13 protein-coding genes are annotated in these 15,282 nt (G+C 67.5%); 3 read left to right on the top strand and 10 right to left on the bottom strand.

Annotated features, from left to right (window positions below; translation table 11 throughout):
• Positions 1–18: 18 nt before the first annotated feature.
• Positions 19–1,515: an MFS transporter gene (locus GO592_RS02710; protein ID WP_007297209.1), complete on the top strand. Its 1,497-nt coding sequence runs from the start codon at positions 19–21 to the stop codon at positions 1,513–1,515.
• Positions 1,516–1,563: 48 nt separating this feature from the next.
• On the opposite strand, the gene GO592_RS02705 is transcribed toward GO592_RS02710, so the two are convergent.
• The 3 genes from GO592_RS02705 to GO592_RS02695 all read right to left on the bottom strand — a co-directional run bounded on the left by GO592_RS02705 (position 1,564) and on the right by GO592_RS02695 (position 4,687).
• On the bottom strand, positions 1,564–2,535 hold the full coding sequence (locus tag GO592_RS02705; protein WP_007297208.1) for an alpha/beta hydrolase: 972 nt from the start codon (positions 2,533–2,535) through the stop codon (positions 1,564–1,566).
• Positions 2,536–2,707: 172 nt separating this feature from the next.
• The gene (locus GO592_RS02700) at positions 2,708–3,259 is read right to left on the bottom strand and encodes a gluconokinase (RefSeq protein WP_007297207.1); all 552 of its coding nucleotides are present in this window, start codon (positions 3,257–3,259) and stop codon (positions 2,708–2,710) included.
• A 33-nt stretch (positions 3,260–3,292) separates the two neighbouring features.
• On the bottom strand, positions 3,293–4,687 hold the full coding sequence (locus GO592_RS02695) for a GntP family permease (protein WP_005264067.1): 1,395 nt from the start codon (positions 4,685–4,687) through the stop codon (positions 3,293–3,295).
• Between the two features lie 167 nt (positions 4,688–4,854).
• Between GO592_RS02695 and GO592_RS02690 the strand changes: the two genes are divergently transcribed.
• On the top strand, positions 4,855–5,586 hold the full coding sequence (locus tag GO592_RS02690) for a FadR/GntR family transcriptional regulator (protein WP_005251406.1): 732 nt from the start codon (positions 4,855–4,857) through the stop codon (positions 5,584–5,586).
• A gap of 37 nt (positions 5,587–5,623) precedes the next feature.
• Here the strand turns inward: GO592_RS02690 and GO592_RS02685 are convergent, their stop codons facing one another.
• From GO592_RS02685 to zwf, 5 genes are all read right to left on the bottom strand, one after another.
• The gene (locus GO592_RS02685) at positions 5,624–7,075 is read right to left on the bottom strand and encodes a sugar porter family MFS transporter (RefSeq protein WP_007297206.1); all 1,452 of its coding nucleotides are present in this window, start codon (positions 7,073–7,075) and stop codon (positions 5,624–5,626) included.
• Positions 7,076–7,291: 216 nt separating this feature from the next.
• Positions 7,292–8,470 (bottom strand): ROK family transcriptional regulator, encoded by a 1,179-nt coding sequence (locus tag GO592_RS02680; protein WP_005573886.1) that lies wholly within the window; start codon positions 8,468–8,470, stop codon positions 7,292–7,294.
• A gap of 29 nt (positions 8,471–8,499) precedes the next feature.
• Entirely contained in the window at positions 8,500–9,126 is a 627-nt protein-coding gene (gene eda, locus GO592_RS02675) for a bifunctional 4-hydroxy-2-oxoglutarate aldolase/2-dehydro-3-deoxy-phosphogluconate aldolase (protein ID WP_007297205.1), read from the bottom strand.
• Positions 9,127–9,137: 11 nt separating this feature from the next.
• On the bottom strand, positions 9,138–10,991 hold the full coding sequence (gene edd / locus GO592_RS02670) for a phosphogluconate dehydratase (protein WP_005264062.1): 1,854 nt from the start codon (positions 10,989–10,991) through the stop codon (positions 9,138–9,140).
• Positions 10,988–12,466, bottom strand: a complete 1,479-nt coding sequence (gene zwf, locus GO592_RS02665; RefSeq protein ID WP_007297204.1) for a glucose-6-phosphate dehydrogenase — start codon at positions 12,464–12,466, stop codon at positions 10,988–10,990. The genes edd and zwf overlap by 4 nt, the downstream gene beginning before the upstream one ends.
• Positions 12,467–12,617: 151 nt before the next feature.
• Between zwf and GO592_RS02660 the strand changes: the two genes are divergently transcribed.
• Positions 12,618–13,811 carry an ROK family transcriptional regulator gene (locus GO592_RS02660; RefSeq protein ID WP_007297203.1) on the top strand — a complete coding sequence of 398 codons (1,194 nt, stop codon included), beginning with the start codon at positions 12,618–12,620 and terminating at the stop codon, positions 13,809–13,811.
• A 49-nt stretch (positions 13,812–13,860) separates the two neighbouring features.
• On the opposite strand, the gene catC is transcribed toward GO592_RS02660, so the two are convergent.
• Together catC and GO592_RS02650 are read right to left on the bottom strand one after the other, a co-directional pair.
• Positions 13,861–14,142 (bottom strand): muconolactone Delta-isomerase, encoded by a 282-nt coding sequence (gene catC / locus GO592_RS02655; RefSeq protein WP_005573881.1) that lies wholly within the window; start codon positions 14,140–14,142, stop codon positions 13,861–13,863.
• A gap of 15 nt (positions 14,143–14,157) precedes the next feature.
• Positions 14,158–15,279 carry a muconate/chloromuconate family cycloisomerase gene (locus tag GO592_RS02650; protein ID WP_007297202.1) on the bottom strand — a complete coding sequence of 374 codons (1,122 nt, stop codon included), beginning with the start codon at positions 15,277–15,279 and terminating at the stop codon, positions 14,158–14,160.
• Positions 15,280–15,282 lie beyond the last annotated feature (3 nt).

Raw genomic sequence — 15,282 nt, 5'->3', positions numbered from 1 at the left:
TGCAAACGAAATTAGTGCTTGCGCATTTATTGCACGTGCATCTACATTCTCTCTGTCACTATCAGCGACGCCACCCCGGACCTCGCCACCTCGTCGGGCGCCACCGCCACCCCGTCGACCGACCAGGCCTGGACACCCCGCCTCTGGGGCGTCCTGGCCGTGCTGTGCCTCGTCATGTTCCTCGACGGTCTCGACGTCTCGATGGTGGGTGTTGCGTTGCCCTCCATCGGAACCGAGTTGGGGCTGTCCACCACCTCGCTCCAATGGATCATCAACGGATACGTACTCGGATTCGGTGGTCTGCTGCTGCTGGGCGGACGCACTGCCGACCTCCTCGGACGCCGCCGCGTCTTCTTGATCGCACTCACCGTGTTCGCGATCGCGTCCCTGGTCGGCGGACTCGTCGACAACGGCACGCTGCTCATCGCGAGCCGCTTCGTGAAGGGACTCGCCGCAGCGTTCACCGCGCCGACCGCGATGTCCATCCTCACCACCACGTTCAAGGAGGGGCCCGCCCGCAACCGGGCCCTGTCGATCTTCTCCGTCTTCGGAGCCAGCGGCTACTCGTCCGGCCTGATCCTGGGCGGACTGCTGACCAGCGCCGGGTGGCGCTGGACCTTCCTGATGCCGGTGCCGTTCGCGGTTCTCGCCCTGGTCGCGGGCGCCGTCCTGATCCCCCGCGACCGCGCCGCCGACAACGGCGGACACGACATCGTGGGAGCCGCCACGCTGGTGTCGGGGATGCTGCTCGCCGTCTACACCGTGGTGTCGGCACCGGCCCGCGGCTGGGCCGATCCGCTCACGCTGGGCTCGTTCGCACTGGCCGCAGCCCTGCTGGCGTCGTTCTTCGTCGTGGAGAACCGGGTGGCGCACCCGCTGGTGCGTCTGAGCATCCTCCGGGTCGGCTCGATCGTGCGGGCGAACCTCAGCATCGTCGCGCTGTTCGGCTCCTACCTGAGCTTCCAGTTCATGATGACCATCTTCCTGCAGTCGGTGCTCGAATGGTCGCCGCTGGAGATGGCGCTGGGTCTCCTGCCCGCCGGCATCATCGTGGCCTTCGGATCGCCGTTCGTCGGACGTCTGATCGACGCGTTCGGCACGGCACGCATGATCATCGCGGCACTGACCTCGTTGAGCCTCGGCTACCTGTGGTTCCTCTTCGCCGGGAGCGACCAGCCCCACTACGCGGTCGCGATCCTGCCGAGCGTGCTGCTACTGGGCGTCGGTTTCGCGCTGGGCTTCACGTCGATCATGGCCCAGGCCACGTCGGGCGTCGACGACTCCGAGCAGGGGTTGGCGTCGGGCCTCGTGCAGACGTCCGCACAGGTCGGTGCAGCGCTCGTGCTGGCACTCACCACCGCGCTCGTCACCGCCGGCTCGCACACGGCCACCGGTATCAGCGGCGCCGGGTTCCACCAGTTCCACTCCGGCCTCGTGCTGGTCACGGGAGTCGCGTTGCTGGGATTGCTGATCACGGTGTCACCGCTGCTTCGCAGGGTGCTCAACCCCGCATAGGACCCGAACGGCAGAACGGGTGGGCACAGGCCCACCCGTTCTGCTCGTTCAGGCCGAGTGGCGCTTCGACTCCGTGAGCGCGCGGGACGCGAAGTCGACGGTGAGTCCGATGATCGTGCGACTCTCCCGCAGCACCTTGCCGATCACCGGGAACGCGTGGATCTGCCCACTCCACAGATGGGTCTCGATCTGCCGCCCCTCGCGGTCGAACCTGTCGGTGATGATCTCGACGTCGGGCCGCATGATCTCGTACTCCGCGGCGGTGAGGAAGACGGGCGGGAACAGCGCAGGATCCGCGTTCACCGGAGACTGCGCTCCCGGAATCTGATCGGGCCCGGCCAGCCAGCGATCCTTCAGCTTGGCCACCTGCGACATCGGCAGGTATGCGTCGCGCTTCAGGAAATCGGGGTCGTGATCCTCGAGGTCGAGGTTGAGCAGCGGGGAGTACCCGATGACGGCCGCCGGGCGGGTGAGGCCCCGCAATGCGGCAACTTCCGCGACCTTCATCGCGAGATATCCACCCGCCGAGTCCCCCGCGACGATCACCCTGCTGGGGTCGTCGCAAACGTTCAGCACCTCGGTGTACGCGGTCATCGCATCTACCAGGGACGCCCCGATCGCCCCCTTGGGAAGCTGCCGGTACTCGACGGAGACGACGGGCGCACCCGAACGCGCGGCGAGCAGTCCGCACAGCGCCCGGTGGGTGGCCAGACCGCAGAACACGAATCCGCCGCCGTGGAAGTAGAGGATGGTGGCGCCGTCCATCGAGGTGATCGTGGGTCGCGGATGGGTGATCTTCTCGCACGGCACCCCGCCGAGCGAGATCGCCTCGATGTCGAGGCCCTTCGGCTTGGGAAGCCGGTCGATCAGCTCGTCGAGGGTCGCCAGCAGTTCGATGCCGCGGTCCGTCGTCGGCCATATCGTGAACAGCGGTTTGACGAAAGCCCTGGCAAACCAGAACGTCATGCGCGCCCGCCGACTGACATTCCAGTGCCACACGATCGATTCACGCGTTCGCATACTGCCCTCCGTTGTATCGGACGCTTGTCCAGCCAAGTGGACACCCTAGGGCGATCCGGAGAGAAACGCACCCGAAACTGTCACGTCCGCTCCCCGAGACCTCCCGCCACGGTAAGTCGAAGTCGCCCGTTGCCGAGCGACTTCGACTGATTTTCGTCCGATTGCCGGAGGTTCACCGAGCCAGTCGCTCCTCCAGCCGAGCGATGATCTCGGTCGCCACCTGGGTGGGCGATCCGCCCACGTCCACCACGATCGCGTCCTCGTCCGGCTCGATCGGTTCGAGCGTCGAGATCTGCGTGTCCAGCAACGACGGGGGCATGAAGTGGTCGAGCCGGGCGGTCAGCCGTTCCCCGATCTGCGCCCGCGACCCGGCGAGATGCACGAAGACGACGTTGGCGCCCCGCAACACATCGCGGTAGCTGCGCTTCAGCGCCGAGCAGGTGATGACCCCGGGAAGACCGTTCTCGGTGTGTTCCCGAATCCACCCCGCGACGACATCGAGCCACGGCCAGCGGTCCTCGTCGGTCAACGGCTGCCCCGACGCCATCTTCGCGACATTCGCGGGTGGGTGCAGGGCGTCTCCCTCCTGCAGGTCCCAGCCCATGGCGCCGGCGATGATCCCCGCGACCGTCGACTTCCCGGACCCCGACACGCCCATCAGCACCAGGACTGGATCCGCGGTCTGCGGCGTGCGTCCTGCAGATTCGCGCGTACTCACGTGCATCTCACCAACCTCACTCGACATTTCTCAGCCCCTCTAGATGAATACGCTCAGTGCGAGGACACCGGCCAGACCGGTGACGGAGATGATGCATTCCATCACCGTCCACGTCTTCAGGTTCTGTACCACCGTGACGCCGAGGTATTCCTTCACGAGCCAGAATCCCGCGTCGTTGACGTGCGACAGGAACAGCGAGCCGGACCCGATCGCCAGCACCATCAGCGAGACGTGCGTGGAGGTCAGTTCGGCGGCGACGGGTGCGAGGATTCCGGACGCGGTGACGGTCGCGACGGTGGCCGATCCGGTGGCGACGCGGATGAGCACGGCCACGAGCCAGGCGAGGAACAGCACGGGAAGGGCGCTGTCCTTGATCGCGTCGGCGATCACGTCGGCGATGCCGGTGTCGATCAGGACCTGCTTGAATCCGCCGCCGGCGCCGACGATGAGGAGGATTCCGGCGATCGGGGGCAGTGAACTCTCCAGCGAGCCGGCGATGGCCTTGCGGTCCATGCCGCCACCCCGGCCGAGGAGCGCCATCCCGGCGAGCACCGCGAGACCGAGGGCCACGACCGGCGTTCCGAGGAAGTCGAGCAGCGCCTTCGCGGGCGACTCCGAGTCGGCGGCGATGACGTCGGCGATCGCCTTGCCCAGCATCAGGACGACAGGCAGCAGGATCGCGGACAGGGTTGCCGCGAAGCTGGGCCGGCGACGCTCGGCGGCGGCTTCCGCGCCTTCCCGGTCCTCGACGGTCACGTAGAGCTCGGGGACGGGAACGTCCACCCAGCGTGCCGCCAGCTTGCTGAACAGCGGCCCGGCGATGACGACGGTGGGAATCGCGACGAGGACGCCGAGGGCGAGGGTGAGTCCGAGGTTGGCGTTCAGGGCCGCCACCGCGACCAGTGGCCCGGGGTGCGGCGGAACGAGACCGTGCATGGCCGACAGACCTGCCAGCGTGGGAATCGCGATCCGCATCAGCGACAGCCCCGAACGACGCGCGACCAGAATGATGACGGGCATCAACAGCACGAGGCCGATCTCGAAGAACATCGGCAGGCCGATCACGGCGCCGACCAGCGCCATCATCCACGGCAGCGTCCGCGGGCCCGCCCGTCCGACGAGGGTGTCGACGACGCGGTCGGCGCCACCGGAATCGGCGAGCAACTTGCCGAACATGGCACCGAATCCGATCAGGATTCCGACGCTGCCCATCGTGGCCCCGAAGCCCTCGACGAACGACTTCACCGAATCTTGCCCACCCAGACCTGCGGCGATGCCGACGCCGACGGCGCCGATCGACAGCGCGAGGAACGGATGGAGTTTGAGCCAGGTGATCAGCGCGATGATGACGGCGACGCCGACGACGGCGGCCGTGATCAGCCGCGCGTCGTGGCCGGCACTGTCGGCCGCTGCGAGTAGTGACGCGGTACTCATTCTGTTGCTCCAGGGAGATCGGTGTTGGAATGACCCTTGTTCGTGACTCAGGTCACTCTGCCTCATAAACCATATGATTTCAAGGCTCAACCAGATTAAGTACTACTTAGAGTCTGAATCGCGCGCCAACGTGTGTTCAATGGGGGCAACCGTGGGAACATCGGCGGATGACCAACGCAGACGGCGGCGAGTACCGGCAATTGCACGAAACCGTGCTCGATCGGCTGGGTAGCGACATCGTGGCCGGAGTCGTCGCACCCGGCACCCGGATCTCCGCCGACGACGTGGTCACCCAGTACTCGGTCTCCCGCACCGTCGTCCGCGAGGTGGTCCGCGTCCTCGAATCGCTCGGATTGCTGGCCGTCCGACGTCGCGTCGGGATCACCGTCCTGGGTGAGGAGCACTGGAATTCACTGGATCCGAGCGTGATTCGGTGGAAACTTGCCGGCCCGCAGCGGTTCGAACAACTGTCGAGCCTGAGCGAACTGCGGTCGGGTATCGAACCGCTCGCCGCGCGTCTCGCGGCAACGCGGGCGACACCGGAACAGTGCGGGGCGCTGACGGCGGCCGTCATCGGAATGTCGTCGACGTCCCGCGCCGCGGACACGGACGCCTACCTGGCCCACGACTCCGATTTTCACCGCACGCTGCTGACCGCGTCGGGGAATCCCCTGTTGCGCGCGATGTCGCAGATCGTCGTGGAGGTGCTCGAGGGCCGCACCCGGCACTCGCTGATGCCGCACGTCGCCGAGACCGAAGCAATCCGCCTGCACGGCGTGGTGGCGTCGTCCATTCAGATGGGCGACGCCGACGCGGCGGAGGCGGCCATGCGTGCGATCGTGAGCGAATCCGCGACGGCGGTCGAGCAGATGAAGGACGAAGAAGACACCCACGAGTGAGGTACTCGCGGGTGTCTTCCTCGTAGCTCGGTGAATCTTATGCGACCGAATCCGATTGCATGGCTTCGAGTTCCACGCCCTTCGTCTCCTTGACCCAGCGCAATACGAAGACGAGTGACAGCACGGCGCACACGGCGTAGAAGCCGTAGGAGATTCCCAGCGAGAAGTCCTTCATGGACGGGAATGTCACGGTGATGAGCCAGTTCGCGGCCCACTGGGCGCCCGCCGCGAGGGAGAGGGCGGCGGCGCGGATGCGGTTGGGGAACGCCTCACCGAGCAGGACCCACACCACGGGGCCCCAGGACATTCCGAAGGCCACCACGAAGAGGTTGGCGGCGACGAGGGCGATCGGGCCCTGCAGTCCGGTCAGGTGCGGCGTCGTGACGCCGTCCACGACGGTGGTGGACGCGGTTCCGAAGATGAACGCCATGGTCGCGAGCGTCACGGCCATACCGGCGGAGCCGATGATCAGCAGCGGTCGCCGGCCCACACGGTCGATGTACGCGATGGCGATGAGGGTGGTGGCGATGTTGACCACCGACGTGATGACCGTGATCTGCAGGGAGCTGCCCTCGTCGAAACCGACGGCCTGCCACAGGACGCTGGAGTAGTAGAAGATCACGTTGATACCGACGAACTGCTGGAAGACGGAGAGTCCGATGCCGATCCACACGATCGGCATCAGGCCGAACGCGGAGCCCTTCAGATCACGGATCGACGGTTGCGTCTCACGGGCCAGCGTCGAGCGGATGCTCTCGATCTTGAGGTCCAGTCCCTTCTCGCCGAGCAGGACCGCGAGGATGCCGCGGGCCTCGCCGAGGCGGCCCTGGGCGATCAGATAGCGGGGGGATTCGGGAATCGTCAGCGACAGCAGTCCGTAGGCCAGTGCGGGCACGCACATCGCGAGGAACATCCAGCGCCAGGCCTCGAGCCCGAACCAGAGTTCTTCCTGCGACCCGCCGGCGAGGGCAGCGAGGGCGTAGTCGACCAGGAGCGAGACGAAGATCCCCGTGACGATCGCAAGTTGCTGCAGCGACCCGAGACGTCCCCGGACCCGGGCGGGCGAGATCTCGGCGATGTAGGCGGGTGCGATGACCGAGGCCAGACCCACGCCGATGCCGCCGACGATCCGGAACGTCACCAGTATCTCGACGTTGGCCGCGAATCCGGTGCCTATGGCGCTCAGCAGGAACATCACGGCAGCGGCCCGCATGGTGACGAGGCGTCCGTACCGGTCGGCGATCCGGCCGGCCAGCATCGCTCCCGCCGCGGCGCCCAGCAGCGCCGAGGCGATCGCGAATCCGAGGAGGGCGGAATCGACCTGGAACTTGCCCTCGATCGCCGACACCGCGCCGTTGATCACCGCACTGTCGTAGCCGAACAGCAACCCGCCGAGTGCGGCGACGACCGCGATACGGACGGGAACCGAAGTGCCCTCTGCTGTGTCGCCGGACGATTCCGCGCCGGGCAACAGGACGTTTTCAGTCATGGGACTCCTCGTGAGCAAGGGGGTGATCGAGTCTCGGATCGAGCCGAGGCCTGCGCGATAGCGCATTCGTTGTGGTGTGGAACACAGTAGGCAACGAACACAGGAATCGTCAAGACATGAACATGGATAGACGGTTATGCCAGGTTTATGTTCACTGATGAACACCCAAGGCGGCAGAGCCGTGTCCGCGAGAGGAGCGAATTCAGCGGCGAACAGTCAGGCCGGAAGCGCAGATCGCAGACCCAGCGCGACGGCGCCGAGCACCTGCGCCCGGGGGCCGAGTTCGGCCACGCGGATGTCCAGGGAACGGACCGCACTGGGCACCGCGTAGCGGCCCACCACCTCGCGCATCGGCCCGAGCAGAAGTTCGCCGGCCAGCGCGAGTTCGCCCCCGATGACGAGTCGTTCGGGATTGACGAGGTTGCACAGGCTCGCTACCGCGACGCCGACGTGCCGCCCCGTGTCGGCGAGCACCCGGATGCAGGCGGCGTCGCCGCCCTCGGCCATCGCGACGATGTCGGCGATGGTGAGATCGGGACCGCGACTCGGGGCCAGCAACCCGATCACGACATGCGAGGCGACGAGGGTCTCGAGGCAGCCGCGATTGCCGCAGCGGCATACCTGACCGAACTCGTCGAGTGTCAGGTGGCCGATTTCGCCTGCGGTGCCGCCTCTTCCGCGGTACAGCCGGCCGTCGAGTACGAGGCCGGCACCGACTCCGTCGGACAGTTTGATGTAGGCGAGATCGGTGGTTCCGCGGCCCGCTCCCCACATGTGCTCGGCGAGTACGCCGAGGTTCGCATCGTTGTCGACCTGCACCGCGGTGCCGAGATACTCCGACGCGATGGCGGCCGCATCGACACCGACCCACCCCGGGAGGATCGACGGGCCACCGACCTCGCCGGTGTCGGTCTCGAGCGGAGCGGGCAGACCCATCCCGACCGCGAGGACGGACGTACGGTCGCAGCCGAGGCGATCGAGCGCCGCGTCGAGAAGAGCGCCCGCCTGCACCACGCCGTCCGCGGCGCGGTGCCCTGCACCGAGTTCGACGCGCTCCTCGGCGAGCACCTCGTGTGCCATGTCGGCGACGGCCACGGTGAGATGGCGATGCCCGAAGTCGATCCCGACGGCGAGCCCCATCTTGCGGGTCAGCTTCACCGCACGGCCCCGCTGGCCCGGGTGGTCGCCGCCCGGCACGGCAACCATCCCGGCCGCGGTCAATTCCTTGACCATGTTGGACACGGTGGCGGGCGCCAACCCGGTGCGGCGCGCGATCTCCGCCTGGGTGAGCTCACCCGACGTCTGGAGCGCGCGGACCACACGATGTTGGTTGGCGGACTTCAGCGAGGACTGAGAACCCGGCCTCGGGGAGTCACCGTTGTCACTGTCGCGCACGACATCACCGTACCGCGCCGCTTCTCGCGCTACCGGGCGAGTGCCGCCGCCTCACGCGCGAGGCCGCTGATCCGGTCCCAGTCCTTCTGCTTCACGGCGTCGGCGGGCGTGAGCCAGGATCCGCCGACGCAGCCGACGTTGGGCAGCGACAGGTAGTCCCCGACGTTCGACGTCGAGATACCGCCGGTGGGGCAGAACCGTGCCGCCGGAACGGGTGAGTGGATCGAGCCGAGGAACTTCGCGCCACCCGACGCCTCGGCGGGGAAGAACTTGAGTTCGCGATAGCCGCGCTCGAGCAGGAAGAGCACCTCGGAGACCGTCGCCGCGCCCGGGAGGTGTGGCAGTCCGGTGTCCGTCATCGCCTTCAGCAGAGTTTCGGTGCTACCCGGCGAGACCAGGAACTGTGCTCCCGCTTCGGCCGCCTGCGCGGCCTGCACCGGTTCCACGATCGTGCCCGCGCCGACGCAGATCTCCGGCACCTCGTTCGCGATCGCCTTGATGGCGTCGAGAGCACACGGTGTGCGCAGGGTCAGTTCGATCATCGGGATGCCGCCGGCCACCAGGGCGCGGGCCACCGGCACTGCGTCGCCGAGGTCGTCCACGACGACGACGGGGATGACCGGGACGCGGTCGAGGAGGGAGGGGCTGTTCGTCACTGAGATACTCCTTAGACGGGTTGAGGGTGGAAAACGCTGGCGCCCTGGGTGGCCGGTCCGACAGCGGCACGCAGGCCGGCGAAGAGTTCGCGCCCCGTGCCGACCCATTCGTCGGCACCGAGCGCACGACCGGTCGCCGGGCGGGCGGCCAGTTCCTCGTCGTCGAGGTGCACGTTCACGGAGCCGGTCACGGCGTCGACGGTCAGGACGTCACCGTCACGCACACGCGCGAGCGGTCCGTCCGCGGCCGCCTCGGGGGTGAGGTGGATGGCGGCGGGAACCTTCCCGGAGGCGCCGGACATCCGGCCGTCGGTGACCAGCGCGACCTTCCGGCCCTGGTCCTGCAGAACGCCGAGTACCGGTGTGAGCTTGTGCAATTCGGGCATCCCGTTGGCGCGCGGGCCCTGGTACCGGAGTACGGCCACGAAATCGCCGGTCAGCGTGCCCGCCTCGAACGCGGCGAGGAAGTCGAGCTGATCGTCGAAGACCCGGGCCGGAGCGGTCACCACGCGGTGGTCCGGGTGGACGGCCGACGTCTTCATCACGCACGAACCCAGGTTTCCGGTGAGCATCTTGAGCCCGCCGTTGACGTCGAACGGATCTTCCGGTCCGCGCAACACGCTGGTGTCGAGGCTGATTCGCGTGCCCGGCTGCCATTCGACGCCCTCGCCCGACAGTTTCGGTTCCTCGGTGTACCGGCGGAGCCCGGGGCCGACGACGGTCTTCACGTCCTCGTGCAGCAGTCCCGCGTCCAGCATCGACGACACGACGTAGCCGAGTCCGCCGGCCGCGTGGAAGTGGTTCACGTCGGCCGAGCCGTTGGGGTAGATCCGGGCGAGCAGCGGCACCACCGCGGACAGTTCCGCCAGGTCGTCCCACGTGAGGATGATTCCGGCGGCGCGGGCGATCGCCACGAGGTGCATCGTGTGGTTGGTCGAACCGCCGGTGGCGAGCAACGCCACGCAACCGTTGACCACGGCCTTCTCGTCCACGACCTCACCGACCGGCGTGTAGTCGTCGCCGAGTGCGGTGAGACCGGTGACGCGCCTACCCGCCTCCGACGTGAGGGCCTCACGCAGCGGGGTACCGGGGTTCACGAAGCTCGATCCGGGCAGGTGCAGGCCCATGACCTCCATGAGGAGCTGGTTGGAGTTGGCAGTGCCGAAGAACGTGCACGTGCCCGCGCCGTGGTAACTCGCCGCCTCCGCGTCGAGCAGTTCCTCGCGTTCGGCCTTGCCCTCCGCGTACAACTGCCGCACGCGCGACTTCTCGTTGTTGGGCAGACCGGACGTCATCGGCCCGGCCGGGACGAAGATCGTCGGCAGGTGACCGAACCCCAGGGCGCCGATGAGCATCCCTGGCACGATCTTGTCGCACACACCGAGCATGAGGGCGCCGTCGAACATGTCGTGGGACAGTCCGATCGCCGTCGCCATCGCGATGACGTCGCGGCTGAACAGCGACAGCTGCATGCCGTCGCGGCCCTGGGTGATGCCGTCGCACATCGCGGGGACACCACCGGCGAACTGGGCGATGCCACCGGCCTCCATGACCGCGGCCTTCAGCTGCCGCGGGAAGTGCTCGAACGGCTGGTGCGCCGACAGCATGTCGTTGTACGACGAGACGATCGCGATGTTGGGCTTGACGAAGCTGCGCAGCGCCTTCTTGTCGGCCGGGCCGGACGCGGCGAAGCCGTGCGCGAGGTTCGCGCAGGCCAGCTTGCCGCGCGCCGGGCCGCGGTCCCCCGCCGCCCGGATGCGGTCGAGGTAGATCGTGCGCTCGGGTTTGCTGCGCTCGATGATGCGTTCGGTGACAGCGGCGAGGACGGGGTGCACGTCGGCCGTCGGTGTGGGTGCGTCGGTCATGCGGTGACTCCTTCGTGCCAGGCGCGGCCGTCGCGCTCGATCAGGGTGGTCGCGTCGGTGGGTCCGTTGGTGCCGGCCGGGTAGCGGCGCGGGGCGCGGTCGGACTTCTTCCAGCCGACGAGGATCTGCTCGACCCACTCCCAGGCGGCCTCGACCTCGTCGCGGCGCATGAACAGGGTCGGGTTGCCCCGGACCACGTCCATCAGCAGCCGCTCGTAGGCGTCGGGCGACGGGCGCTTGAACGTTTCGATGTAGTTGAGGTCCAACGACACCGGCTTGAGCCGGATACCGCCGGGTCCGGGTTCCTTCGCCGTCATGTGCAGCCGCATGCCTTCGTGGGGCTGCAACTGGATGACTAGGCGGTTGGGTTCGCTGTGGCCCTCGCTGCCGGGGAACATGGGGTGCGGGACGGGCTTGAACTGCACCACGATCTCCGAGCAGCGTCGGTCCATGCGCTTGCCGGTGCGCAGGTAGAACGGCACGCCGGCCCAACGCCAGTTCTGGATCTCGGCCTTGACGGCGATGAACGTCTCGGTGGCGCTCTCCGGGTTCTCGACGTCCTCCTGGTAGCCGGGGACGGCGATCCCGTCGGCCAGTCCGGGGCCGTACTGGCCTGCGACCGTGCAGCGTTCGACGTCCTGTGGGCTCATCGGCTTGAGGGCCTGGAGGACCTTGAGCTTCTCGTCTCGGACGGTCTCGCGGTCGACGTAGGTGGGCGGTTCCATCGCGACGAGGCAGAGCATCTGCAGGAGGTGGTTCTGCAGCATGTCGCGCAGGGCACCCGCCGACTCGTAGTAGCCGCCGCGACTGCCGACTCCGAGCGACTCGGCGACGTTGATCTGCACGTGGTCGATGGACGAGGAGTTCCACAGCGGCTCGAGGAACGTGTTGGCGAATCGCGTGACCAGAAGGTTCTGGACGCTTTCCTTGCCGAGGTAGTGGTCGATGCGGAAGATCTGCGATTCCTCGAACACGGCGCCGACCGCGTCGTTGACGGCGCGGGCCGAGGCGACGTCGTGTCCGATCGGCTTCTCCAGCACGACGCGGGACTGCGCGTCGGCGAGACCGTTCAGGGCGAGGTTCTCACAGATCGGCCCGAACAGACCGGGAGCGCAGGCCAGGTAGAAGACCCGGATCGCCCCTTCCCTGGCGGCGAGACACTCGCTCAGGCCCGCCCAGTTCGCCGGATCCGCGGCGTCGACGGAGACGTATTCGAGGCGATTGAGAAATCGCTCACAGGTGTCCGAATCCAGCTGATCGCTGGAGACGAACCGCGCGAGTTCTCCCCGCACCTTGTCGCGGTAACCGTCGGTGTCGAGACCGGCTCGCGAGGCACCGATCACGCGGGTTTCGGCGGGCAGCTGGCCGTCCCGATCGCGCAGGTAGAGCGCGGGAAGCAGCTTACGAACCGCCAGGTCGCCGGTTCCGCCGAACACGACGAAATCGCACGGTTCCACGGTGGTCGCTGGTGACATGTCATCTCCCTCTGAAAGCCGGATGTGTGGGCCGTCACAGACGACAGTAGGCGACCTTTGGCTTTCGATCAATACAGACTTAAGTATTTCTGCGAACAAAGATCACGGCCTTACGTTGTCAGACGCGTGTCCGGTTGGTTGAATGGCCTGCATGCGGACGCCTCGCTCGACGACCTCCCCGGCGACGGGTGGCGACGTCTTCGCCCTCATTCGCGCAGGGCAAGCAACGACTCGCACCGAGATCGGCACCCTCACCGGCCTCTCCCGCACCGCTGTCGCGGCCCGGGTGTCTTCGCTGCAGGCGTCGGGGCTCGTCGTCGAACGCGAGGAGGGCGTCTCGACCGGTGGTCGGCCGCCGGTGAAGCTCTCGTTTCACGTTCAGGCCGGTGTCGTGTTGTCGGCGGCCATCGGCCGGAGCCGCACCCAACTGGCCATCTGCGACCTCGCCGGCGACGTCATCGTCTCCGAGGACGTGGAGCAGGAGATCGGCACCAGCCCGGCCGAGCTGATGCCCGTCATCGCGCAACGCCTCATCGCGCTGCGCGAGAGTCTGGGCGAGACCGCGGGACGGACGGTCGGGATCGGGATCAGCCTCCCCGGGACCGTCGACACCGAACGCGGGTGCAGCCTGAACTCCCCCATGATGTCGGGCTGGGACGGCGTCCCTCTCCAGCCGTTCCTCGCCGACGTCACCGACGCGCCCGTCTTCGTCGACAACGACGCCAACGTCATGGTGCTGGCGGAGCGGCGCGGAGAACGTCGCGACTTCGCCGACATGCTGCTCATCAAGGCGTCGACCGGACTGGGCGCCGGACTCGTGTCCGGTGGCGTGCTCCAGCGGGGCGCCCTCGGCGCGGCGGGCGAAATCGGGCACACGAAAACCGCAGCGGCACAAGGTGTGGTGTGCCGCTGCGGTGATGTGGGTTGTATCGAGGCCGTGGCCGGCGGGTGGGCGCTGGTCCGCAATCTGCAGGAGCAGGGACGCGAAGTCACCCACATCCGCGACGTGATCACGCTCGCCCTGGCCGGGGACGCCGAGGCGCGGCGGATGATCCGTGAGAGCGGGCGGCAGATCGGCGAGGTCCTGTCGGGCGCGATCAACCTCCTCAACCCGGAGGTCGTGATCGTCGGCGGCGACATGGCGCAGGCCTACGACACGTTCGTCGCGGGGCTACGCGAAACCCTCTACGGCAACGCCATCGCCGTTGCCACCCAACAGCTTCAGATCCTCCCCTGGACGCACGGGGAACTGTCGGGCGTCGTCGGCAGCGCCACCATGGCACTCGACCACGTCCTCAGCGTGCGCGCGGTGGACCAGCTGCTCGCAGGCGCTCCGCGCCCGTGAGCGGTTGACGAGTCCAGAGACTCGCTGACCGCGCACGGGCCCGGAGGGCCTATTTGACGTCGGAACCGTGCTTGGTGAGCGGCATGATCTCGATGTTCATGTACGGGAACAGTGGAAGGTTCCACAGGATCTCGTGCAGTTCGTCGGCCGACTCGACGTCGAAGATGCTGATGTTGCTGTACTGCCCCACGATGCGCCAGATCTCGGGCCACTTGCCGGAGCGTTGGAGCTCCTGCGAGTACGCCTTCTCCTTGGCGATGGTCTCGTCCCGCACCTTCGGGTCGAGGTCTCGGGGAATGGCGACGTCCATGCGGACGTGAAAGAGTGCCATCGGGTGGTGTGCTCCTTAGTTCCTGGTCCAGGTCTTGACTGCGTCCATGTTGAGCTCGACTCCGAGTCCGGGCCCCTCGGGCAGGAACACCTGGCCGTCGGCGTAGCGGATCGGTTCCTGCAGCAACTCCTCGCTGAACAGCAGCGGTCCGAACAGTTCGGTGCCGAAGTCGATGCCGGGTTCCGCGCACGCGAAGTGGATGGACGCCGCGGTCCCGATCGGGCCTTCGATGGACGTGGCTCCGTGGCAGGCGATTCCGGCTGCCTTGGCGATTGCGACCACCTCGCGGCTCTTCTGCAGGCCGCCACATTTGGTGGTCTTGAGGGCGATGACGTCCGCGGCGCCGCGGCGTGCGACCTCGAGGGCGTCGTGCGGAGTCTGCACGCTCTCGTCCGCCATCACCGGGACGGGGACGAGTCGGTTGAGCTCGGCGAGGACCTCGAGTTGCTCACCGGGTGTGGGCTGCTCGATCAGTTCGACGCCGCCGTCGACGAGGCGGGGCACGTACTTCAGCGCGGTGAGCCTGTCCCAGCGGGCGTTGACGTCGATGCGGACGCCGGCCTTGCCCTGCAGAGCCTGCGCGATCTGGACCACCCGGGCAGTGTCGACGGCGGGATCGAGCGCACCCATCTTCAACTTGAAACTGAAGTGCCGCTTCGACTCGACGAGATCGAGGGCCTCCTCGATGATCTCCTCGGCGGGTGCGGCGCCGAGGGCCCACGTGACGTCGACACTCTTTCGGAAGGCGCCGCCGAGCAGCGTGTGTACGGGCACACCCAGGCTTCGGGCCCAGGCGTCGTGCAACGCGACGTCGACGGCGGCTTTCGCGAAACGTGCATTGGCGACGACTCGTTCGATGTCCGGCATGATGCCGGTGATCTCGTCGACACCACGCCCCAGCAGAACCGGGACTATATACCGCTCGACGATCGCCTGCATCGTCTCCACCGATTCGCCGCCCCACCACGGGCCGCCGGGGACGACGCCCTCGCCGTAACCGGTCACGCCGCCCGCGGTCGTGACGGCGACGAGCAGCAGCGGCTGCGCCGTCATCGACGTGGTGGCGAACTTGTGGGGACGCACCAACGGCACATCGAGGATCGTCGTTTCGACGGAGACGATCGACAGGTCGGTCATCGG

Source organism: Rhodococcus sp. 21391 (assembly GCF_016772255.1).
Taxonomy (GTDB): Bacteria; Actinomycetota; Actinomycetes; order Mycobacteriales; family Mycobacteriaceae; genus Rhodococcus_F; species Rhodococcus_F opacus.
This window is presented reverse-complemented; position numbering and strand designations above follow the sequence as displayed.